Source organism: Amycolatopsis sp. BJA-103, from assembly GCF_002849735.1.
Taxonomy (GTDB): domain Bacteria; phylum Actinomycetota; class Actinomycetes; order Mycobacteriales; family Pseudonocardiaceae; genus Amycolatopsis.
This window is the reverse complement of the sequence record NZ_CP017780.1, coordinates 9,252,813-9,274,516: the sequence shown is the minus strand read 5'-3', so window position 1 is coordinate 9,274,516 and position 21,704 is coordinate 9,252,813. Positions and strand designations below refer to the sequence as shown.

Genomic DNA, 21,704 nt, shown 5'->3' with positions numbered 1-21,704 from the left:
CTTCCCTACCCTCAAGGTAGGCAAGGAGGCCTTCACGGACCCTTACGCTGAAAGGATTCGACCGCTATACGGCGTCGAACTCCGCCTCGAATTCGTCGATCTCGCCCTTGTCCATGTCCACGAGTTCGAAATCGGCGGCGGGCTTCCCCTCGTCGGGGGAATCGGCCGGTTCCTCTCCCAGTTCGACGAACGACGCGAGTCCCGCCGGTGTGCGGTACTCGAACACTTCCCGCGCGCCGAAGGTCATCCCGTCCCGGCGCGCCCGCGCCGCCAATTGCATCGAGATGATCGAATCCCCGCCCAGCTCGAAGAAACTGTCGTCCGCGCCGACGCGGTCCAGACCGAGCAACTCGGCGAACAGCTCGCACAACAGCCGCTCGATCTCCGTGACGGGATCCCGTCCGGCGGCCCGCCCGCTGAAATCGGGCTCCGGCAACGCCTTCCGGTCGACCTTCCCGTTCCCGTTCACCGGCAGCGCGGCCACCGCCATCACCACCGCGGGCACCATGTACTCCGGCAGCAGCCCGGCGAGCCGCTCGCGCAGCCGCACCGGATCGGCCCCGGAACCGGAGACGACGTAGCCGATCAGACGTCCGTCGCGGACCGTCACCACCGCCTGGTCGACGCCCGGCTGGTCCGCCAGCACCGCCTCGATCTCACCCGGCTCCACGCGGAAACCGCGGATCTTGACCTGGGTGTCGGCCCGGCCGGCGAAGACCAGCTCGCCCTCGTCGTTCCAGTACGCCAGGTCCCCGGTCCGGTACATCCGCTCGCCGGGCGTAAAGGGATCCGCGACGAACCGTTCCGCCGTCAGCGCGGTCCGGCCGAGATAGCCGTGCGACACCCCGGCGCCCGCGATGTACAGATCTCCCGCGACGCCCGGCGGCAGCGGGCGCAGGAAGACGTCCAGCACGTACAGGCGCCGTCCCGGATGCGGTTTGCCGATCGGCAGCGTCGACCCCAGCTCGTCACCGGGCCGGATCACCTTCCACGACGCGCAGAACGTGGTCTCCGTCGGGCCGTACGTGTGCAGGACCCGCAATTCGGGGCACGCCTGCCGCACCCGCTCCACGGCGCCGAGCGGCACCACGTCCCCGCCCGTCTGGAAGTAGCGCAGCCCCGCGAAGGACTCCGGCGCTTCCTGGACCAGCGCGCGGAATTGCCCGGCGGTGAAGTTCACCGAGGTGAGACCGTCCGCCACGTGGGCGGCGAGCCGCTGCGCGTCGATCACGCCCGGGTCGGCGAGGATCACCCGCGCACCCGCCACGAGCGGCACCCACACCTCGTACAGCGCCGGGTCGAACGTGTGCGGCGCGTGCATCAGCACCGCGTCGCCGGGGTGCAGGTCCCACACCGCGTAGCCCACCAGCGCCGCCACGCCGCCGTGCGAGACGGCGACACCCTTCGGCGTCCCGGTCGAGCCGGACGTGTACATCACGTACGCCAGATCGTCCTTGCCGACCGGGACCAGGGAAACCTCACCCTCGACGGGTTCGTCCACGACGAGTTGCGCGTACCCGGCCGGCATCGCACTCGCGGTCTCGGCCCGGCAGACCACCGCCGTGACCGCGGAGTCGGCCAGCATGAACGCCACCCGGTCCGCCGGATAGTCCGGGTCGACCGGGACGAACGCCGCTCCCGCCTTCCAGACCGCGAGCCAGGCGGCCAGCAGTTCCACCGACCGCTCCAGCACCACCGCGACCCGGTCGCCCCGGCGCACACCCCGGTCGATCAGGACCGTCGCGAGCCTGCCGGACCACTCGTCCAGTTCCTCGAACGACCAGGTCCGGTCTCCGGCCTGCACCGCCGTCGCGTGCGGGGCCTTCTCCACCTGACGGCGGAACAGCTCCACCGCCGACGCCGCGTCCACCGTGTCGTCCGTCCGGTTCCACCGTTCGACCACCAGCTCACGCCCGGCGTCACCCAGCACGTCGAGGCGGCCGACAGCCGTCCTCGGATCCGTGATCATGCGCTCCAGCACCAGGGTGAGCCCGTCGAGCGCCGCCCTGGCGACGGAGTCGCCCACGACGTCCGCGTGGTACTGCAGTTCGATTTCGAGGCTCTCGCCCGGCATGACGCCCAGCGTGATCGCGTACGGCGTCGCCTGGTTGAAGTCCCTCAGGGTCAGGCTGAGACCGGACGGGGAGGCCGACTTCGCCGCCGGGTCGGCGTAGTTCTCGAACACGACGATCGTGTCGAAACTCGCCTCCCCCAGCTTCTGGATCTCCGGCAGCCCGAGATGGTGATGAGCCATCATCGAGGACTGCCGCCCCTGAAGTTCCGTCAGCAGCTCGAGAACGGTCTGCTCGCCGTCCAACCGCACTCGCACCGGCACGGTGTTGATGAACAGCCCCACGGTCTGCTCCGCGCCGGGCAACTCGGCCGGACGCCCCGAGACCACCGCGCCGAACACCACGTCACGACGGCGGGCCAGCCGGGCCAGCACCAGCGACCACGCGCCCTGCACCAGCGTGTTCAGCGTCAGCCCGTGCCTTCGGGCGAACTCGGCCAGCGCGGTGGTGAACTCCGGCGAATGGCGGATCACCTCGCCGGACGGCAGCCCCGGCGCCCTTCCCGGGGTCTCCGGGAGCCCGAGCGCCGATCCGTCGGCGCCGTCCAACTCCTCGCTCCAGGCGGCCTTGGCGGCTTCCTTGTCCTGCTTTCCCAGCCAGGCCAGGTAGTTCCCGTAGGAGCCCGCCGGCCGCAGGGTGGCGGCCACCCCGCCCGCCGCGTAGATCTCGAGGAGGTCCGCCTCCATGACCGCCCGCGACCATCCGTCGATGAGCAGGTGATGGCTGGTGGTCACGAGGCAGTGCTTGTCCGGGCCGAGCCGGATCAGCATGAGCCGCAGCAGCGGAGGCCGCGTGAGGTCGAACTTCGCGGCACGCTCCTTCTCCGCGATCACGGTCGCCTCGGCCAGCGCGTCCTCTTCGGACAGGTCGGACAGATCGCGTTCGGCCCAGGGAAGTTTCACCGTCCTGGGAATCAGCTGGATCGTCTCGCCGGACTTCCTCCGGTGAAAGCTCGCCCGAAGCGCCGCGTGCCGGTCGAGGACGGTCTCCCAGGACTTCCGGAACCGCTCCGTGTCCAAGGGGCCGTCGATGATCTGCGACTGCTGGATGAGGTGGAGATCGGGCGCCTCGTCGTCCAAGGAGGCGTGATAGAGCATTCCCGCCTGCATCGGGGACAGCGGCCAGACTTCCGTCAGTGCCGATCCAGAGGAGTTGGTCGAAGTGTTCACGATGCCCGGCCTTCGCTGAGTTCCGCTGCTAGTGCTTCGAAGCCCTCGATCTCGTCCTGATCCAATTCGAGCAGGCCGAAATCGGACGCGGTGTGCCCGCCCGCGGCGGGATCATCCGCTTGAGAGGCCAGCCCGGACAACACGGCCAGCAATTCCTGGACCAGTCGTTCGATCGCGGCCTCGTCGAACGAGTCGTCCGACCATTCCAGCATGAGTATCAATTCCGGACCGTCCGGCAGATCCTGGACGATCGCGTTGACGTCCAGGCCGTGCGGCAGCCGCGTGCCCGGGTCCATCGAACCGCCGATCTCGCCCGCCTGCTGCCACGCCCGCACGTCGCTCTCGTCACCGGCGACGAACCGGCCGAGGTAGTTGAACCCGATCCGCGCCGACGGCGAGGCCGCCAGCACCGGTTCCGTTTCACGGTTGAGGTACCGCAACAATCCATGGCCGAGCCCGTCGCCGGGCACCGCCCGCGACTGTTCCTTGACCACCTTGAGCAACGTCCCGGCCGCCACGTCGCCGGCCAGCACCCCGTCGAGGTCGATCCCGGCCACCTCCAGCCGGACCGGATGCGAACTGGTGAACCAGCCCACCGTCCTGGACAGGTCCATTCCCTCGACGGGATGGCGGCCATGGCCTTCCACGTCCACCAGCACGGTGTCCGCGGCACGCCACCGGGCCACCGCTCCCGCCAGTCCGGCCAGCAGGACCTCGTGCACCCCGCAGTGGAACACCACCGGAGCCCGCCCCACCAGAACCGAGGTCTCGTCCGACGGAACCACCCAGGACCGGGAACGCACCGTCCCCGCCGGAGCCCGCTCCGGCTGCCGCTCTTGCCCCAGAATCGCTTGCCACACAGGCAGTTCCGCGACCCGCTCGGCGGAGACGGCCCACTCCTCCAGCAGACCCGCCCACCGGCGGAACGACACTCCCACCGGTTCGAGCGACGGCTTCCGCCCCGCGGCCACGGCCTCGCACGCCGCTCGGAGGTCCGACGCCAGAACGCGCCACGAGACCCCGTCGACCACGAGGTGATGCGCCACCACGACCAGCCGTCCCACGCGCTCCGGCCCGGCGTCCAACCACACCGCTTGGACCATCACCCCCGCGACGGGATCCAGCCTGCCGACAGCTTCGCGTGCCGCGTCCGCCGCGACCTCGTCCAGCGAGCCGCCCTCCGCCACCACCCGCGCGACCACCCCTGACGCGGCCACCGAGCCGCGCTCACCGACCACCAGACGCCGGCCGTCGACGACCCGCGCCCGCAGCATGTCGTGGGTGTCCAGCACCGCGGCCAGCCCCGCGGCCAGCGTCTCTTCCGTGAGATCCGCGGGCGCGCCCAGCACGACCCACTGCGCGAACTTCGCTCCCGCGACCCCGTCCCCGAACAACCGCATCACCGGCGTCAGCACGACCTCGCCCGTGCCGTCCTCGATCGCGGGACGATCCTCCTGCGGCACAGGTGTTTCCGCCACCAGCTGCGCGAGCCGCTCGGGGGTCCGGTGCTCGAACACCTGCCGCGGGGTCAGCGAGATCCCGTCGCGACGCGCGCGGGAAGCGACCTGCATGGACGAAATCGAGTCGCCGCCCAACTCGAAGAAGCTGTCCTCGACTCCGACCCGCGCCAGCCCGAGCACCTCGGCGAACACTCCACAAAGGACTCGTTCGGTCTCGGTCGACGGCTCCCTGCCGACCGTCTTCGAGGAGAAGTCCGGTTCGGGCAACGCCTTCCGGTCGATCTTCCCGTGCGGCGTCAGCGGCAGGACGTCCAGCGCCATCACCGCCGCGGGCACCATGTACGCGGGCATCCGGGCCGCGAGTTCCTTCCGCAGCGCCTCCGGATCGACGTCGCCCGGCGAAACATAGGCCACCAAACGGCCTTCGCGGACGGTCACCGTGGCCTGGGTGACCTCGGGACGGCTGGACAGGGCGAACTCGATCTCGCGGGGTTCGACCCGGAACCCGCGGATCTTGACCTGGTCGTCGGCCCGGCCGGCGGAGACCAGCTCGCCGTCGTCGGTCCAGTACGCCAGATCGCCCGTCCGGTACATCCGCTCGCCCGGGACGAAGGGATCGGCGACGAACCGCTCGGACGTCAGCGCCGAACGGCCGAGATACCCGCGCGCCACCCCGATCCCGGCCAGGTACAGCTCACCCGTGATCCCGTGCGGCAACGGCCGCAGGAACGCGTCCAGCAGATAACCGCGGACCCCGGCGATCGGTCCCCCGAACGGGATCACCTCCCCGCCCGGTGCCAGCGGGAAGCTCACCGTCGCGCAGATCGTGGTCTCGGTCGGCCCGTAGGCGTTGATCATCCGGCGGCCCGCCGACAGGCGGTCCACCAGTCCCGGCGGGCAGAGTTCGCCCGCCGCGGTCACCGTCTCCAGCCGGTCCGGCACCGCGTCCACGGTGGCCAGCACCGACGGCGGGGCCTTCACATGCGTGATGTCCCACCGTTCCAGCGTGTCGGTCAGCGAAGCGTGCGGCGGCAGGTCCTCGTCCGGCGGCATCACCAGCGTCGCGCCCGAAAGCAGCGCCATCATCACCTCGGACACGATGGTGTCGAAGCCGAGCGCCGCGAACTGCAGGACCCGCGACGACGGCTTCACGGCGAGCCGTTCGATATGCGCCAGCGCCAGATTGCCCAAGCCCGAGTACGTGACGACGACGCCCTTCGGCGTTCCCGTCGAACCCGACGTGTAGATCACGTAGGCCGCGTCACGCATTCCCACGCGCGGCAGTACCGCGTCCGGGGCACCGGCCAGATCCAGTTCGTCGAGCACCACGATCCGGTCCGAGAACTCCTCCGGCACCGCGTCGCGGGTCTTTCCCTGGCACACCACCAGCATCGGATCGGCGCTGCCGAAGATCAGCTTCACCCGCTCGGCCGGATACGCGGGATCCACCGGGACGAACACGCCGCCCGCCAGGGAGACCCCCAGCATCCCGATCAGCCACCACGCGGACCGGCCCACCACCAGCCCGACGCGACGCTCCCGCTCGACCCCGCGAGCCCGCAGGAAGGCCCCGAACTTCTCCGCCCGGTCCCACAATTCCGCGTACGTCAGGTCACCGGCGCCGTCCGCGACCGCCACCGCGTCCGGCCGCTCCGCCGCCATCCGCCCGATCAACGACGGCAGCGGTTCCCCCGCCACCAGCGCGGGCTTCCAGGGAGGCAACGGGATCTCGCCCATGTCGGCCCGGCCGACCAGCCCGGACGGAACGTCGGCCACCGAGCCGAGGGCACCGACGAACCAGTCCAGCAGCGCATCGGCGACGGCCTCGTCGATCTGCCCGCGCCAGTAGGCGAGCTGGATCCTGAACCGCTCTCCCGGGATCACACCGACTGTCACCGGGTAGTGCGTTCCCTCGACAGTGCCCAGATACGTGAACTGGTCGGCGAAGTCCCGCGGGTAGTTCTCGAACACCAGCAGCGTGTCGAACATCGCGCCGGGCCCGGCCGTCTTCTGGATCTCCGTCAGCCCCAAGTGCTGATGCGGCATCAAGGCCACCTGACGGCGCTGCAGCTCGGTGAGCAGGTCCACCACCGGCTGCCCGCCGTCGAGCGACACGCGAACCGGGATCGTGTTCATCATGAGCCCCGGCATCGACTCCACACCCGGGAGTTCCGCGGGACGGCAGGCGACCGTGGTGCCGAACACCACGTCGGTCCGCCGCGCGAGCCGCGCCAGCACGAGCGCCCACGCGCCCTGCACCACCGTGTTCAGCGTCAGCCCGTGATCGCGGGCGAACCCGGTCAGCCGGGTGTGCAGCTCCGGCGAAAGATGGGTGACGCGGTAGTCGTAGCCCGTCCCGGTGTCCGACTTGGCGACCAGCGCGGGCACGTCGATGTCCGACAGTTCCGCCTGCCAGGCCGCGCGCGCCGCTTCCTTGTCCTGCCGGTCGAGCCAGGCCAGGTAGTCCCGATAGGACGCCGCCCCCGTCCGGTCCGGGAAGTGTCCTCCCGAGGTATAGGCCTCGGAGACCTCGTTGAGGATGACCGCCACCGACCAGCCGTCGGTCAGGATGTGGTGATTGACCACCAGCAGGCGATGCCGGTCCTGCGCGACGCGGATCAGCACCAACCGGAACAGCGGCGCCTTGGCGAGGTCGAACCGCTCGCGCTGCTCTTCCGCGGACAGGGCCTTGACGGCCTCGTCGATGTCGCTCGTGTCGGTGAGATCGACTTCGCGCCACGGCAGGACGATGTGGCCGGCGACGGCCTGCACCGCCTTGCCCGACGCGAGCCGGTGGAAGGTCAGCCGGAGTTCGTCGTGCCGCGCGAAAACCGATTCCCACACGGCCCGCAGCCGGACGACGTCCAGCGGTCCGGTCAGCTCGACGATCCACTGTGTCTGGTAGATATCGGGACCCTGGTCGTCGAGGGTCGTCTGGAACAGCAGCCCCGCCTGGAGCGGCGCCAGCGGCCAGACCTCCACGGCGTCCGGGACGGCGATCGCCAGTTCCGCCGCGTCCTCCGCGGTCAGGTCGATCAGGGGGCCGTCGGCGAGCTCTTCGGCCGGGACGGCCCGCGCCACGGCGGCCAGTCGCGCGGGGGTCTGCTCGCCGAAGATGTCCGACGGCGTCACCAGCAGGCCCGCCTTGGCCGCCCGGGCCGCCACGCGCACCGCGAGGATCGAATCCCCGCCCAGCTCGAAGAAACCGTCGTCGACACCGGCCCGCTCCATGCCGAGCACTTCGGCAAACAGTCCACAAAGGACACGTTCGGTCTCGGTGGCCGGTTCGCGGCCGCCCGCCGTCGCCGTGAAATCGGGCGCGGGCAACGCCGCCCGGTCCACCTTGCCGTTGCCGGTCAGCGGCAGCGTGTCCAGCGTGATCACCACGGCCGGGACCATGTACTCGGGCAGCACGGCCTCGAGACGCTCGCGCAGGAGAGCGGGAGCCACGTCCGACACCGCGTAACCGATGAGCCGCCCGTCGATCGCCACCACCACGGCCTCGTGGACGTCCGCCTGGGCGGTCAGCGCGGCCTCGATCTCACCGGGCTCGATCCGGAAACCGCGGATCTTCACCTGGTCGTCGACCCGGCCCGCGAACAGCAGCTCGCCGTCGGTCGTCCACTGGGCGAGGTCCCCGGTCCGGTACATCCTCTTGCCCGGCGAGAACGGGTCCGCCACGAACCGCTCCGCCGTCAGCCCCGTCCGGTCGAGGTAGCCGTCGGCGAGACCGTCGCCGGAGAGGTACAGATCGCCGATCATCTCCGGCTCCACCGGGCGCAGCGACGCGTCGAGCACGTGCGCCTTCCGGCCGGGAAGAGGATGGCCGATCGGCAGCACCGAGCCCAGCGCGTCCCCCGGTTCGAGCACGTGCCACGTGGCGCACAGCGTCGTTTCCGTCGGGCCGTAGAGGTGCCGGATCCGCGCTGCCGGCGCGGCGTCGCGCACCCGCTCCACCGCGTGCGCGGGCACCAGGTCACCGCCGGTCAGGATCTCGACGAGTCCCGCGAACGATTCCGGCGATTCCTCGGCCACCGCGCGGAAACTGCCCGCGGTCAGATGCGCCCTCGTCACCCCGGCCGCGACAGCCTCCCGCAGGCGCCGGGCGTCCACCGGCCCGGGCTCGGCGATCACCACCCGGGCGCCCGAGACCAGCGGCACCCAGATCTCGCACAGGGACGCGTCGAAGGAATGCGGCGCGTGCATGAGGACCGCGTCGCCGGGTTCCATCGCCCAGCCGGGATTCCCCACCAGGTCCGCCACGCTCCGGTGCGGGACGGCCACGCCCTTCGGGGTGCCCGTCGAGCCGGACGTGTACATCACGTACGCCAGATCCTCCGGGCGCGCCGCGACAGCGGGGGGCTCGTCGCCCGGTTCCTCGTCCGCGACGACGATCGACTCGATCCCTTCCGGGACCGCATCGCGCGTCGCGGCCGAACACACCATCAGGGAGACGTCCGAGTCCGCCACCATGAAGGCGACCCGCGGCGCGGGATAGGCGGCGTCCACCGGGACGTACGCCGCTCCCGCCTTCCAGACGGCCAGCAGCGCCACCAGCAGGTCCGCCGACCGGTCCAGCATGACCGCGACCCGGGCGCCACGGCGGACGCCCCGGCCGGTCAACCGGCCGGCCAGCCTGCCCGCGAGGTCGTCGAGTTCCCGGTACGTCAGAACCCGTTCCCCGTCGGACACGGCCACCGCGCCGGGTGTCCGGCCCGCTCGCCGGGCGAAAAGATCCAGCACCGTCGGACTGGCCTGCGCTGCGGAACTCATCGTCAACCTCCGTAGACCACGGTGTCCACCGGCTCGGGCTCGAACTCTTCTTCTTCGGGTTCCGGCTTGGGCGCGTTGTTCTCCGGCCGGGCGAACTGCGTGTGATAGAGCTCCGAATAGAGACCGCCCGCGGCCAGCAACTCGTCGTGCGTCCCGCGTTCGCGGACCGCTCCGCCGTCGATCACGAGGATCTGGTCGGCTTCGCGGATCGTGGAGAGCCGGTGGGCGATCACCAGCGAAGTCCGGCTGCGCAGAGCGGTCTTGAGTGCCCGCTGGACCGCGGCCTCCGACTCGGAGTCCAGATGCGCGGTGGCCTCGTCGAGCACGACGACCGTGGGCGCCTTCAGCAGCAGCCGCGCGATGGCCAGCCGTTGCTTCTCGCCACCCGACATCCGGTAGCCGCGATCACCCGTGACGGTCTCGAACCCGCGCGGGAGGGACTCGATCAGGTCCCAGATCTGGGCGCCCTTGCAAGCCTCGATCAGCTCTTCCTCGGTGGCCGTCGGGCGGGCGTAGAGCAGGTTCTCCCGGATCGTGTCGTGGAAGAGGTACGCGTCCTGGCTGACCACGCCGACCGTGCCGCGGATCGAGTCGAAGCCGAGGTCCCGCAGGTCCTTCCCGTCGAGGCGGACGGCTCCCGAATTCGGGTCGTACAGCCGCGAGACCAGGTGCGTGATGGTGCTCTTCCCCGCGCCGGACGGGCCGACGAGCGCGGTGAGGGTTCCGGCCTGCGCGTGGAAGCTGATGCCGCGCAGGACATCCGCCGCCACTTCGCCCTGTTCCCGCTTGGTCCGCAGGTGTTCGAGCGAGGCCAGCGAAACCTCGTCCGCGGTGGGGTACCGGAACACGACGTCGTCGAACTCGATGTCCGGCGCCTCGTCCTTCTTGAGCGCGACGGCGTCGGGGCGTTCCTGGATCAGCGGCTTCAGATCGAGCAGCTCGAAGATCCGGGAGAAGCTCACCACGACGGTCTGCGCGGTCTCCTGCAGCCCGGACAGCTGGGTGATCGGCCCGAACAGCCGCCCGAGCAGGGTGGCGATGGCGATGAGCGTGCCGAGCTGGAACGCCCCTTCGATCACGAGCCCGCCGCCGACCCCGTAGACGACCGCCGTGGCGACCGAGGCCATCAGCGCCATCATGGCGAAGGACATCCGGGCCCAGATGGAAATGCTCACGCCGATCTTGCGGATCTTCCCGGCGCGGACGCGGTAGTCGGCCATCTCCTCGTCCGGGCGGCCGAAGAGCTTCGAGAGCATCGCGCCCTGGACGTTGAACCGCTCGTGGAGGAGTCCGCCGAGGCCTGCGTTCGTCTCCATCAGCGTTCCGGTGCGCCGCTGGATGATCCGCCCCACCCAGATCCAGGGCAGGACGAACAGCGGGACCAGCACCAGCGTGACGACGGCGACGAGCCAGGACAGGTAGAACAGTTCGGCCAGCACCAGCACGACCGTGACCACACTGGTGGCCGCCATCAGCAGATGCCCGAACGCCTGCTGCGCCATGATCAGTTCGGTGTGCAGCCTGCCGACCAGCACACCGGTCTGGGTGCGGGTGAAGAACGCGATCGGCAGTTGCCGGACGTGATCGAGCGCCTGCACCCGGAGGTCGTAGGTGACGCCTTCCCCGATCTTCGCGGAGACGTAGGCCGACAACAGCGACAACAGCGCGCCCGCGATCGCCAGCCCGGCGGTCAGGACGGCCATCAGGATCACGACCCCGAAGTCGTTCTTGAGGATGCCGCCGTCGATGAGCTCCTTCATCAGCAAAGGAGTCGCGATGACGACGAACGCCTCCATCGCGGCGATGAGAACGAAGATCGACACCTTGCCGACGTGCGGGCGGAAATAGGTGAGAACCCTGCGCACCGTCCCCGGACGGACCCGGTTCGACCAGGGATCGGGGTCGTCATCGCTCTTGGGCGACGCCCCGAAGCGCAACATTACTTCCATTTGGGGATCCCTCTCACACACGAAGTCGGCGATCTCAATCGTGCTGAATCGTGTCGATGTCCACGAGTGGTGCCAAGCGAACATCTCCGGTACGCGAACGCACGACGACGCGCACCGTCCACAAGCGACAGTCTTTCGGCCGAGCTTAGAGCGCCGCGGGCACCGGTGGCGCCGGACCACTGTTCTTGCCAGGGATCCGGCCGTGGCCGTCCACACCGCGCCGCAGCAGGTCTGTCACGCCATCGGTGTCACCGGACCTCAGCGCCGAAGCCGCCGCGGCGAGATCGGCCGCGATCCGGTCGAGCACGTCCGCCACCGGCAGCGCGTTCCCGGAAAGGATCTTCTGCCACAGCAAGGGGTTCCCGGCCGCGATCCGGGTCACGTCACGCAGGCCTTGTCCTGCGAGGCTCAGCGCGACGTCGTCGCAGCTCTGCAGGCTCGCCGCCACCGCCGAAGCCGCCACATGCGGCGCGTGCGAAACCAGCGCCACCGCCGCGTCGTGCTCGCGCGCGCCGACGGTGACCGCCTTCGCCCCGCACAGCGACACCAGTTCGCGCGTCAGCCGCAAGGCGGCCGCATTCGTCCTGGTGTCGGGACAGAGTGCCCAGGGACGGCCAAGGAACAGATCCGCGCGGGCCGCCGCCGGGCCGGACCGTTCCCGGCCGGCGAGGGGATGCCCCGGTACGTAAGAGGTCGGATCGCAGCCGAGCCGCTCCGCGTCGGCGATCGGATCGACCTTGACGCTGGCCACGTCGGTGTAGGTCCGCGCGGCCCCCTGCTTCTGCAGTTCCGCCAGCCGCTCCCCCACGAGGTGCGGCGGTACGGCGATCAATGCCAGATCCACTTCCTCGCCGGTCCATTCCCGGCCGGCGCCGAGCTCACACGCGAGTCGTACGGCGTGCGCGTCGACGTCGGAGAGGTGGACCGTCACGCCCTTCTCCTGAAGGGCCAACGCGGCTGAAGTACCGATCAGTCCGGTGCCGACGACAAGCGCCTTCTCGATGGTCACCGCTACTTCTTAGGCGGCTCCCCTCGCGATGTCGAGCCGCAGGGCTGGGCACCGCGAGGTTCGCCGCCGGACGGACTGTCCAACCCTCGGGGACGAGTAAGCTTTTGGACAGTCCTCCTGATGAGATGAAGGGGACTTTCCCCGCATACAGCGGAAAAAGTCCCCTTCGCCACGACTGCCGGGCCTACACGATGTCGTCCGCGATCATCGTGCGGCCAGGTCCGTCGCCCGGCTCTCCAAATGATCCGCGAAACCCGCCCAGACCCGGGCGTGATCCCTGGCGAACCCGGCGACCACGCCGTACAGATGCGGCGGGACACCGTGCAGGATCCTTTCCCACTCCTGCCCGTCCATGGAGTGCATGGCGAGCATGCGCAGCAGGATCCGGCCGACCTCGCTCAACCGCAGCGCGGGATCGGCCTTGAGCCGCTCCAGCACGGTGAGACGCTCCCGGTCCAGCGTGTGGCCGAGGTCGGATTCCGTCAGGCTCAACGGATCCGGCTTGGCCCGCAATCTCCTCGTGCCGTCCGGGGTCGGGCTCTCGCCACGCTCCAGCCTGCCCCGCACGTCCCGGACCGTCTCCGGGGAGATGCCGACCTGCTTGGCGACCTGCCGGAGCGAAAGGCCGGGATCGTTGCGGATGAGGTCCGCGGCGAGCCGCCGCCTCTCCGAACTGTCGACCGGACGGATCCGCCCGTCCCGGCCGATCCTGGCCCCGTTCCCGCCTTCTCCACCACGTTTGCGCAGATCCGCGACCGTGCCGGCCGAGATCCCGGTCGCCGAGGCCACCCGCCGATCCGACCACTGTGGATGCGTCCCGATGATCTGGACGGCCGCCCGCTTGCGATCCGCGAGGGAAAGCGGCAGGCCATGCCGGATATTCGCTTCCACGGCAAGGACGAAGGCGTCGGACTCGGCGCCGTCGATGAACCTCGCCATGATCTTCGTGTCGCCTCGGACTCGCGCCGCCTTCAACCGGTGCAGGCCATCGACCACCTGCATCGTCGGTCGGTGAACGAGAATGGGCGGTAGCTCCCACTCCGCCGACAACAGCGTCTCGACGTGCTCCGGATCCTCGCCCGAGGTTCGTGGCGAACATGCCGAAGACAGCCGGGACAGCTCGATTTCGACGACAGGGAGAGCGAATAGGTCAACTCTCGTCGGATCCACCTAGCCCCCATTGAATCTTTTGTTTATCTCGACTTTTGCGATACGGCACGGAACCCCACCGTCCAAGTGTTCGGCTTCGGTGGTTGGACACCATGAACCCGTCCAGCGCCGGCCTCGGCCGCGGGGCGGGGTGTCCTCGACGGTGAGGATCCCTCGGGCACCACCGGGCAGACCCGCATGTGCGCGAGCCGCCTCCACGGTCTCCCAGATGACCGGTGATGCGCTTTCCGACGAACTACCGAAGCTGCAGGGCTTCCTCCCATCGCCCCGACGATGATCTCCGCAGACAACCGCTCATCGGTTTCAGTCCGGCGAGGCCGACACCCGGTCAGCCCGACGAGACCGACACCCGCTACAGCGCGAAGTCTCGGACAGGTCCGATCCTATGTTCTCCATACCGGCACAGATCAGGGGTTCACCGGGTGAAATCCATGAATGCCTCGTGGTCGCGAGTCACCGTCGCACCCCCCTCAGTCCCCAGTGAGCGCGCACCATGTCAGCCCCAGTCGGTCCGCACTAACGCAGCATGGCATGAACAATCCATGTCGGCAATTGACGAACAGTGTGATTTTCGTAGCGAAGTAGGCTCTCAAGATCAATATCCGAAACTTCGCATCCACTATTGACTCGCCCGCGGAACATAAGTACAGCGCCCAAGTACACGCTTGCCCAGGCGTCCCTGGCTAGACTGTTCGCGGGCCCGGTTAGACCATTCGTATGGCTCGGACTTCTACTCGGATGATCACCGCGCACTCTTGACCTGTTCCGCTCCCCGACACTTGTTCACACGAACGGCCGAGCCGACATCTCATTAGTTGGTCAACCTTCGACCACCCTTTCCCGCGCGATGGGCCGAACGTGTCGCGCGGGCGCGACACCGGCGTACATGCGGGGCCCCGAAAACAAAGCGGGCGGTGCCATGGTGGGCGCGAGCCACCCACCGGCCGATCTAGAGGAGGTTTCCGTGCGCACTGACCGCCAAGCTCGGTCGCGCCGGGAAAGGGCACCATGAAAGCGGCTTGTTCAACCGGATGACCGAACCTGTGCTCGAAAGAGCCACCCAGAGTGCGTCAAACGGCCATTCGGGTACAAGGAAGATGATCCCGCCGGACGGGAACACAATTCCCGGAAATGGCCGACACGGAATTACCCGGCCGTCGCCGCCTTGGCGGCCCAGTCATCCGACGTTAGGACATTACCTTCGCCGTCGCGGTCCTCGTGAGTGGTAAAGACGGTTCTAACCGCCTTTACCACTCACGAGGCTTTGCCGACGCCTTCGCGAGCTGTCCAACTTGGCGTGGGTATGCGGTGAGGCGATGGGGCCCTTCGCCGCGTCCGACGCAGCGAAGGACGCCTTCGGCCCCCTCCCGAAGTACGTGAAGGCCCCCTTCACTGCGTCTAGCGCAAGGAAGGGGCCCTTCACGTACTTCAAGGTGACCAGGGCGCCGGTACCGAGTGGGTCCAGGTGGTCGTGAGTGGCGTTTCGGGTTAGAACCCGAAACGCCACTCACGACCCACCCGGCCGACCCCTCACCGTGCCGTCCAACCCCACGTGCCCGGACACGAAGATGCCGCGGGCGCCCTGGGGCACCCGCGGCATCTTCATCGCCTGCCGGCTCGACTACTCGATCGGAAAATCGAAGTAGGTGTCCGGATACGGCTCGTCCTTCAAGCTGTAGTGCCACCACTCGCACTCGTAGAAGCCGAAGCCGCTGTCCTCCATGACGGAACGGAGGGCTTCACGGTTCTTCTCCTGCTCCGGCGCGATCCCCGCCGCGCCGTGATGCGACACGACGTCCATCACGTCGTGGTCACCACCCATGTCGGCGAGCTCGCCGGTCGCCAGGTGGAACAGCGTCAGGTCCACCGTGCTGCCCCGGCTGTGGCCCGACTTGGTGGCCACGTAGCCCTGCTCGAACATCTGGGGCCGGTCGATGTTCGGGTAGTGCCTGAGCTTCTTCCGGCCGTCCTCGGGCTGTTCCGCCCAGCGCATGAAGGCGTCCACGGCGCGCTGCGGGCGGTATACGTCCCAAAGGAGCAGACCGAAGCCGAGGGACTCGGCCTTGTCCCGCGCCTTCTCCAGCGCCGCGCAGAAGGCGCGCGTGCCGACGACGCGGTTCACCAGGTACCCGTCCACCGGCTTGCCGGTGAAGTTGTCCCACGTGGCGTACTTGGCGTCCCAGCGGACTCCGGACACAACCTCGTCTACGAAGACGAAATCGTCTTTCATCCGTTGCGCCCCGCCAGGGTCAGCGTCGCCAGCCTGTCGATCACTTCACCGAGCGAGATGCCGGCGGCCGCCATCATCCGCGGGTACCGGCTGTACGAGGTCAGGCCAGGGAGGGTGTTGACCTCGTTGAGGACGACGCTTCCGTCTTCCTTGAGGAACAGGTCGACCCGCGCGAGCCCACTGCAGCCCAGGGCGCGGTAGATGACCTTCGCGGTCTCCTTGACGAGCGTGCTCGACGCCTCCGGGATGTCCGCGGGAACGATGAAGCTCGAGTTCTCGGAACCGGTCTCGGGGCTCTCTTCCTGGTGGATCTTGAAGAACCCGTGGGTCAGCGCGACCCGGTCCACTTCGCCCGTGATCAGGTCCTCGCCGCTGCCGAGGACGGAGCAGCCGATCTCGCTGCCGACGACGGCTTCTTCGATCAGGATCTTGCCGTCGTACTGACGCGCCTCCGCCAGGGCGGCGGGCAGCTCTTCCTTCGAGGAGACCTTGCTGACGCCGAAGGACGAACCCGAGCGGGCCGGCTTCACGAAAACGGGGTAGTTCAGCTGGTCGGCGTCGATGTCGTTGTCCGACGTGACGATCCAGAAGTTCGGCGTCGCGATGCCCGCGCCGCGGACGACGGAGTAGGTGAGCGCCTTGTCGATGCACATGGCGGAGCTCGGGAGGTCGCAGCCGATGTAGGGGATGCCGGAGATCTCCAGCAGGCCCTGCATCGCGCCGTCTTCACCGAACTTGCCGTGCAGGACGGGCAGCACCAGGTCCAGGGCGATCGTGTCGTACTTGCCCTCGTCCAGGACCAGCAGCCCGTGCACGCCGCGGTCCGGCGACAGGACGGCCGGACGGCAGTTGCCGGTCTGCTCCCAGTCGGGCGAGGGGCCGTCGCACAGCATCCAGGAACCACTCAGCGTGATCCCGATGTAGAACGGCTCGTACTTTTCGAGATCGAGGCTCTTCGCGACCTCTTGCGCAGACTTGATGGAGATAGGATGTTCTTCGGAAAGCCCGCCGAACAGAATTCCGATTTTCAACCTATCCATGCTACTTCCCGCTTTCGAATTTGAGGCAATTGATGATGGAATTTTCAACGGTGTCACTCAGAGCGTGGTCGGTGTAGTAGGCGGTATGCGGACTGATGAGCACGTTCGGCAGTTCCTGCAACCGCAGGAGCGGTTTGCCGTCGATGGCCTTGTTCCGGCAGTCGGCGTAGAAGATGCCCTCTTCCCCTTCGACGACGTCCAGTGCCGCGCCGCCCAGTTTTCCGCTTTCCAGGGCCGCGATGAGGGCCTCGTTTTCGATGAGCGGACCACGTCCGGTGTTGATGACGTACGCGCCGTCCTTCATCTGCTCGATGTTCCGGGCGTCGAGCAGATGGCGCGTATCCGTGTTGAGCGGTACGTGAAGGGTCACGATGTCGCTCTGCTGCAGCAATTCATCGAGAGAAACGTAATCGGCGTCGGCGGTGCGCAGCGTGTCGTAGGCCAGCACCCGGCAGCCGAAGCCGCGCAGCCTGTCCAGGACCGCGACCCCGATGCGCCCCGTCCCGACCACCCCGATGGTCAGGTCGCGCAGCTCTTTCCCGCGCACCTCGTTCAGCCGGTAGTCGTGCACCTCGGTGCGGCGGATGATGGATTTGGCGTCGCGCACCGCCATCAGCATCAGCATCAGCGTGAAGTCGGCCACGCTGTCCGGCGAGTAGGCGACGTTGCCGACGGAGATCCCGATGCTCGCGGCGTATTCCACGTCGATGTGGTTGAAACCGATGCTCCTGGTGGAAATGTACTCCACTCCGGCATTGCCGAGCGCGAGAAGAAGGGAATTCGAGATCGGGGTCTTATGACCGACACTGATGCAACGATTACCGATCGCCAGTTCGAGATTGTCCTCCGAGACCGGCGCCTCGACGATGGTCGGCGTTACACCGAAACGAGGCGCCATCTCCCGAAAGAGAGCGGCCTCGTCCTGTCCACATCCATAAATCGTGATTCCCCTCGCCAAGACGGCCGAGGAGGACGCGGACGCCAGCGATCCGGTGCGGGGGGCAGCTGATCGCGCTGGTTCGCTGTAGGTCATGCCGGACATTGTAGGCAGCACGATATTGCCGACTCAGATGGGGTTTTCGAGGCGCCGACAATATGTTACCGCTTGGTAGCGCCGTGTGCACGCCGTGTCGATCGTCCGTGGTGAGCCCCTGCTCGAAGGGCCCGTCCGCGCTCCCCACCTGCTCCGCGGCCACCTGAGGGCTGATCTTGCCCGCCCGGCCGCCGGACCGAAACCGGCCAGTGACGGGTACCACAGATCCGGGCCGGAAAGTGATCAAGACCTCAGCCCCGAGCACCGCCCGCCCCCGCCTGACCGGTGCCGCAGACCTTAGCACCGTCAGATGCCCGAAACGCGCGATTCGGCAATTCCCGGGAAAGCGGCTTTGCCGGAGCGGAGAACTCCCGGTCGCATTCACTCTGCGTATTCACTCGGTCGGTTGTCCGGACTTCGCCACGCGAGGACATGGGCCGACACGAGGCTCGCGAGCTCGTCCGGAGCGTCGCGAGCCACGAGATGACCGGCGGCCGGAACCCGGGCGACGGTGACCCGGCGGTTGGCGGCGCGCAGACGCCGCACGTCGGAGTCGTCGAGCGGGGACCCCTGCCCGCCGTGCACCACGAGGATCGGCAGGTCCAGGGCCCCCGCCGTCGCGAACAGGGCCGCACCCGACCCGAGGACGTCGTCCACGAGACGCGTGTAGCGGCCGCCGAACCCGTGGAAGTCGAGCCACGAGCGCGCCCGGGCCGGTGGCACATCGGGCACGACGTCGACCAGCACGAGTCCGGCCGCGCGGTCCGCGACGGCGGGGTCCGCGAGGGCGGCGATGGCGGCCAGCCCGCCGATCGAGGCGCCCACGAGGACGATCGGCCCCGGCTGGCTTCCGATCATCGCGACCACGTCGTCGGCGAGGGTCCGGAGCGTGGTGGCCCTACCGGAGCTTCCCCCGTGACCGCGCAGGTCGAAGGCCACCGCCCGAAGTCCGCGTCGGGCCAGTGTCGCCGCGACCGGCACCCAAACCTCGCGTCGCTCCCCGCCCGCGTGGAGCAGCAGAACCGTCGGGCCGGTGCCGGTCACCGTGCCCTGCAAGGTGACTTCCCCCAGGTCGAGACTGATTTCGGTCATCGCCTTCTCCCACCCCGATTACCTTGAGCTGCCAAGGTAGCGCACTTACCTTGGTGCATCAAGGTACGCTCCCGACCGTGACGACACCCCGAGCACGAAGGACTCCGGAGGAGGCCCGGCGGCTGATCCTCGACGCCGCGGCTTCCTTGCTCGCCGAGTCCGGGTTGGCCGCCGTCCAGATGCGCGCGGTGGCCGCGAGGGTCGGCATGACCGACGCCGGGGTCGCCCATCACTTCGGCAACCGGGAGAAGCTGCTCGCCGAACTGCTGCGGCACGGCGGCAGGCGCCTCAGAGACGCGCTTCAGGAGCTCCTCGAAGGATGGCTGGACCACGACGCCGACCTGCTCGACCTCGTCGAGGCGCTCCATGACCTGTACCGGCACGGCTACGGCGAACTCGCGGTGGCGCTGCACACGGCCGGATGGCGGGATCCGGGCAGCGGAATGCTCGACCCGGTCGTCGACGCGCTCCACCGGCTTCGCCCACCTGGCAGTTCACTGGACGACACCCGGCTCGCCGTCGCCGCCCTGCACCAGGCGATGGCGACGGAATCCCTCTACGGGAGCGCCTTCCGGCGCAGCGCCGGGCTGGCGGGCGCCGCGTCGGACGATCCGGCCCCCCAGGTGCGCTGGTGGGCGCGCCAGCTCCGGTTCGCGCTCAGGCTCGATACGGACCGCGATCCCCGAGATCCGGGCTCACCCGCGGAGAACGGCCCTCCTGCCCCGGCACCGGCGTGACCGTCGGTTGCGCGGCGGCGTCGGCCGCCACCGGCTCGGTGGTCTTGCGATAGCGGGTTTCGACGGCGCGATCCCGGCGCCTGCCGGCGAGCACCGACAGGGTGAGCACGTGGGCCACGGCCATGAGCAACAGAAAGACACCCAGCCTGCCGATGAACGCGGAGGTCGATCCGGACCATTCCGGGGCCACGACCGCGAGCAGCGCCAGCATCCCGAACGCGACCAGGTGGAAAACGGTCACCACCATCCAGGCCACCGATCCGCCGCCGTCCGGCCCGCTCAAAGAACGGCGAGCCCCGCGGTAAAGGATCTGGCCGTCCGCGACGACGAAGATCAGGCCGATGATCAGGAAACCCGGGAGTTCATTGTCGGGCATCGTTGCCTCCTCCGTTTCCAGAGGAATACCCACCGGCCGCGGTACGACGCCGCTTTGACCGTATCGAGTGAACGATGTCTCGTAAGTGGTAAGGACGGTTAGAACCGTCCTTACCACTCACGAGCCCCCACTCAGGTCAGCGAATGCCCTGCGAAATGAATTCGCTCAGGCCTTCGACGTCGCCGAGCGCTGTTCGCAACTCGGCGGCGTACTCCTCGGCCCCCGCCCGCAGACCCCGTTCGACGACACCGGCGGTGTCGAACGCTTCGAAGTCCCCATCGCCCAATGCGGCGACGGACTCCTTGACCACGGCGCCCAGCAACAATTCCTCCGGCACCGACGGCGTACCTTCCAGCGGCCAGACGAGGTCGTCCAGCACACCCTGTCCGGCGACCTCGCGGACCAGGCCCGCCGCGGTGATCCCCGGCACCCGGAAGCCCTCCGGCAACACCGCGCGAACGCTCAAGCTCCGCGAAAGCCAGTACAGCAGCTCGGCGTTCACCTCCAGCTTGACCGGCTTCGGCGTCAGCCACAGCGTGAGGTTCACGTAGAACTCGGTGAGCTTGTCGAGCACCTCACCGTCCTTTTCGAATCCCCACAGATTGAGGTCGAAGTAGTGGTGCCACGTGGCGTCCGCGACGATCCGCCCGACGCCTGCCGCCGCGCCGTCGTACACACTGGACACTCCGTAGACCTGGCCGTTGCGCTTGTCGGTGCCGTGCGCGACGATCTCGGGTTTCGGCTGCCCACCGCGACCCGTCGGCCACACCTCCACCGGCAACCGCTCGGGAATGAGCAACTGCCCCTCGTGCATGTGGTCCGGGAAGATGGTGATCGGACCGCGCCTGCCCTGGAACAACGGATGCGGCCTGCCGAGCCGCTTCCGCAGGATCAGCTCCTGCGGGTACGGGTCGAGGTCGTTCGGGATCGGGTTGTTGATGTCACTGCCCCAAGGGTCGGGCTGGTGGGTGTTGTGGCTGAACTCGATGCTCGAATCCGGCCGGTCGTTCCACACCCGCAGCTCACCCGCCCGCGGGACCCGGTGCCCCAGCGCCCGCCCCAGGTTCAGGTAGTCGGGCAGCGACGGATCCGCTCCCGGCGGACGCGGGTTGGAGTGGTCACCGGTGATCAGCACGCCACCGCCGGCGTCCATCCAGGTGCGCAGCGCCGCGACCTCCGCGTCCACGAGCTCGTTCTCCGGTTCTCCCGGCATATTGCTCTGCAGCAGACCGAAGAACCACACCTGCTCATATCCGCCGAGTACCGCGGAAGTGAGTTTTTTGGCGGCGTGGCCGCCCTCGTGCCGATTGATCAGATCGATCTGGAACTGCGCGAAGAACGGCTGGTTCGCCAAGATCAGATCACGAAGAATGCCCAGCGAGAAGCCGCCGTTACCGCTGAAACCGATGAGATCCGTGTAGAACAGAACCCTGATCTTCGGCTTGGCCGCCGGACTGACTTGATCGGCGACAATACGTGCGTCGAACATGAATCCCCCTTGCCTGACGCGCCATGCCGTCCTCCCCGGCGGCGCTGTCCCTTCCACGTATACCTGAAATTCCCGAGGTCCCGCAGGCGCCGGAGCGCGGCGATG

12 protein-coding genes are annotated in these 21,704 nt (G+C 68.5%); 1 reads left to right on the top strand and 11 read right to left on the bottom strand.

Annotation, left to right across the window (positions count from 1 at the left end):
* Positions 1-64 precede the first annotated feature (64 nt).
* The 9 genes from BKN51_RS44575 to BKN51_RS41915 form a co-directional block, all read right to left on the bottom strand.
* Complete coding sequence (locus BKN51_RS44575; RefSeq protein ID WP_101612833.1) at positions 65-3,241, bottom strand: non-ribosomal peptide synthetase; 3,177 nt, start codon at positions 3,239-3,241, stop codon at positions 65-67.
* On the bottom strand, positions 3,238-9,474 hold the full coding sequence (locus BKN51_RS41950; RefSeq protein WP_101612832.1) for a non-ribosomal peptide synthetase: 6,237 nt from the start codon (positions 9,472-9,474) through the stop codon (positions 3,238-3,240). The genes BKN51_RS44575 and BKN51_RS41950 overlap by 4 nt, the downstream gene beginning before the upstream one ends.
* Positions 9,475-9,476: 2 nt before the next feature.
* Positions 9,477-11,423 (bottom strand): ABC transporter ATP-binding protein, encoded by a 1,947-nt coding sequence (locus BKN51_RS41945; protein ID WP_101612831.1) that lies wholly within the window; start codon positions 11,421-11,423, stop codon positions 9,477-9,479.
* Positions 11,424-11,568: 145 nt separating this feature from the next.
* Positions 11,569-12,432, bottom strand: a complete 864-nt coding sequence (locus tag BKN51_RS41940; RefSeq protein ID WP_101612830.1) for a prephenate dehydrogenase — start codon at positions 12,430-12,432, stop codon at positions 11,569-11,571.
* Between the two features lie 204 nt (positions 12,433-12,636).
* A complete protein-coding gene (locus BKN51_RS41935) occupies positions 12,637-13,434 on the bottom strand; it encodes a helix-turn-helix domain-containing protein (protein WP_335645061.1) in 798 nt (265 codons plus the stop codon).
* 1,789 nt (positions 13,435-15,223) lie between these two features.
* The gene (gene vanX, locus BKN51_RS41930) at positions 15,224-15,832 is read right to left on the bottom strand and encodes a D-Ala-D-Ala dipeptidase VanX (RefSeq protein WP_101612828.1); all 609 of its coding nucleotides are present in this window, start codon (positions 15,830-15,832) and stop codon (positions 15,224-15,226) included.
* Positions 15,829-16,872: a D-alanine--(R)-lactate ligase VanA-Ao2 gene (vanA-Ao2, locus tag BKN51_RS41925; protein WP_101612827.1), complete on the bottom strand. Its 1,044-nt coding sequence runs from the start codon at positions 16,870-16,872 to the stop codon at positions 15,829-15,831. Before vanA-Ao2 ends, vanX begins: the two co-directional genes overlap by 4 nt.
* A 1-nt stretch (position 16,873) precedes the next feature.
* Positions 16,874-17,905 carry a VanH-AOV family D-lactate dehydrogenase gene (gene vanH / locus BKN51_RS41920; protein WP_101613801.1) on the bottom strand — a complete coding sequence of 344 codons (1,032 nt, stop codon included), beginning with the start codon at positions 17,903-17,905 and terminating at the stop codon, positions 16,874-16,876.
* A 381-nt stretch (positions 17,906-18,286) separates the two neighbouring features.
* Complete coding sequence (locus BKN51_RS41915; RefSeq protein WP_101612826.1) at positions 18,287-18,997, bottom strand: alpha/beta fold hydrolase; 711 nt, start codon at positions 18,995-18,997, stop codon at positions 18,287-18,289.
* 77 nt (positions 18,998-19,074) lie between these two features.
* On the opposite strand from BKN51_RS41915, the gene BKN51_RS41910 reads away from it, so the two are divergent.
* On the top strand, positions 19,075-19,734 hold the full coding sequence (locus BKN51_RS41910; protein ID WP_101613800.1) for a TetR/AcrR family transcriptional regulator: 660 nt from the start codon (positions 19,075-19,077) through the stop codon (positions 19,732-19,734).
* On the opposite strand, the gene BKN51_RS41905 is transcribed toward BKN51_RS41910, so the two are convergent.
* The gene (locus BKN51_RS41905) at positions 19,655-20,110 is read right to left on the bottom strand and encodes a hypothetical protein (protein ID WP_101612825.1); all 456 of its coding nucleotides are present in this window, start codon (positions 20,108-20,110) and stop codon (positions 19,655-19,657) included. The two genes, BKN51_RS41910 and BKN51_RS41905, sit on opposite strands and share 80 nt — an antisense overlap.
* Before the next feature lie 136 nt (positions 20,111-20,246).
* Positions 20,247-21,599, bottom strand: coding sequence for a hypothetical protein (locus BKN51_RS41900; protein ID WP_101612824.1), 1,353 nt, complete (start codon positions 21,597-21,599; stop codon positions 20,247-20,249).
* Between the last annotated feature and the right edge of the window lie 105 nt (positions 21,600-21,704).

What these genes read in the sequence shown, in the direction of transcription:
- vanA-Ao2 (WP_101612827.1), bottom strand. Translation starts at nt 16,872, where the DNA reads ATGGATAGGTTGAAAATCGGAATTCTGTTCGGCGGGCTTTCCGAAGAA.
- BKN51_RS41945 (WP_101612831.1), bottom strand. Translation starts at nt 11,423, where the DNA reads ATGGAAGTAATGTTGCGCTTCGGGGCGTCGCCCAAGAGCGATGACGAC.
- vanH (WP_101613801.1), bottom strand. Translation starts at nt 17,905, where the DNA reads ATGACCTACAGCGAACCAGCGCGATCAGCTGCCCCCCGCACCGGATCG.
- BKN51_RS41935 (WP_335645061.1), bottom strand. Translation starts at nt 13,434, where the DNA reads ATGCAGGTGGTCGATGGCCTGCACCGGTTGAAGGCGGCGCGAGTCCGA.
- BKN51_RS41905 (WP_101612825.1), bottom strand. Translation starts at nt 20,110, where the DNA reads ATGCCCGACAATGAACTCCCGGGTTTCCTGATCATCGGCCTGATCTTC.
- BKN51_RS41900 (WP_101612824.1), bottom strand. Translation starts at nt 21,599, where the DNA reads ATGTTCGACGCACGTATTGTCGCCGATCAAGTCAGTCCGGCGGCCAAG.
- BKN51_RS41950 (WP_101612832.1), bottom strand. Translation starts at nt 9,474, where the DNA reads ATGAGTTCCGCAGCGCAGGCCAGTCCGACGGTGCTGGATCTTTTCGCC.
- vanX (WP_101612828.1), bottom strand. Translation starts at nt 15,832, where the DNA reads ATGAAAGACGATTTCGTCTTCGTAGACGAGGTTGTGTCCGGAGTCCGC.
- BKN51_RS41915 (WP_101612826.1), bottom strand. Translation starts at nt 18,997, where the DNA reads ATGACCGAAATCAGTCTCGACCTGGGGGAAGTCACCTTGCAGGGCACG.